The sequence below is a fragment of the Teredinibacter waterburyi genome, assembly GCF_001922985.1.
GTDB lineage: Bacteria > Pseudomonadota > Gammaproteobacteria > Pseudomonadales > Cellvibrionaceae > Teredinibacter > Teredinibacter waterburyi.
In genome coordinates, this window is record NZ_MRUH01000130.1 from 1 (window position 1) to 816 (window position 816).

General features: G+C 41.2%; 2 protein-coding genes. One reads left to right on the plus strand and one right to left on the minus strand.

Features of this window, described 5'->3' with window-relative positions; genetic code table 11:
• Nucleotides 1-219 (plus strand): hypothetical protein (locus tag IDZ20_RS16225; RefSeq protein WP_223144946.1); only part of this gene is annotated, 219 nt, incomplete at its 5' end.
• Here the strand turns inward: IDZ20_RS16225 and IDZ20_RS10840 are convergent.
• Nucleotides 188-487 (minus strand): hypothetical protein, encoded by a 300-nt coding sequence (locus tag IDZ20_RS10840; protein ID WP_188151456.1) that lies wholly within the window; start codon nucleotides 485-487, stop codon nucleotides 188-190. The genes IDZ20_RS16225 and IDZ20_RS10840 overlap by 32 nt on opposite strands.
• Nucleotides 488-816: the final 329 nt, after the last annotated feature.

Consider the following 816-nt stretch of genomic DNA (forward strand, 5'->3'; position numbering starts at 1 on the left):
ACCGTAAACAACACCAATGAATTCCAAGCCCTACTCTACCAGCCGTTAAGACGCATAACGCCGCAAACAGCGGCAGACTTGCTGTTGGTTTTTTTGTGCGAAAATGGCGAAGCCATGCATAAAAAAAGCGACGGCAAGGCTGTCCAAGGAGCGCAGCGACTGATGCTGTTTTGCTTTGTTAAGTGCTTTATTTGGCACAACTACTCTCTGATTTATTAGGGTGGCTTGAAAGTACCATTTGTTTACCTGAGTATACAAAGAAGCTTGCCCCCTTTTCCGTATTTAATGTGAATACTCCGTCTTCATCAGTTTGGGTTTCTCCAAGTCGTACTGGCAGATGAAACGGTAACCATTGATTCTTCCAAGCTTCAACCGTTGCACTTGCAATCGGCTTATTTTCACAGTTTGTAACAACACCCACATATGATTGATGGCTAGCACATCCAACCATCATTAGAACCAAGAATGTCGAAAAGTATTTCTTCATAGTCTGTGCACTTAACGCCGCTATGTGGGGCATTTATTGTGGAGTGGAGTTTTGGGGTAAAGTGGCGAAGCCACCCCAAAACGGAGCGTAGCAATAAATGTCCCTACGATAGCTTTGTTATGCGACTTTCTATACATACAAAACAACCCGTTCACCACACACAACAAAGCCATAAATTTAATAAAAATAGATTAGATTTAGACTTAAAACCTAAAGCTATTACCAACAACTATTGAGATTAGCCTAGATTTACACCTGTACTAAAAACCGTAGAAAATAGAGTTACAACTACGAATACAAGAAAAACCAAAAGCTAGAAACGTGAACGC

Excerpts from the sequence above, each read along its gene's own strand:
- IDZ20_RS10840 (WP_188151456.1), bottom strand. The coding sequence starts at position 487 with ATGAAGAAATACTTTTCGACATTCTTGGTTCTAATGATGGTTGGATGT.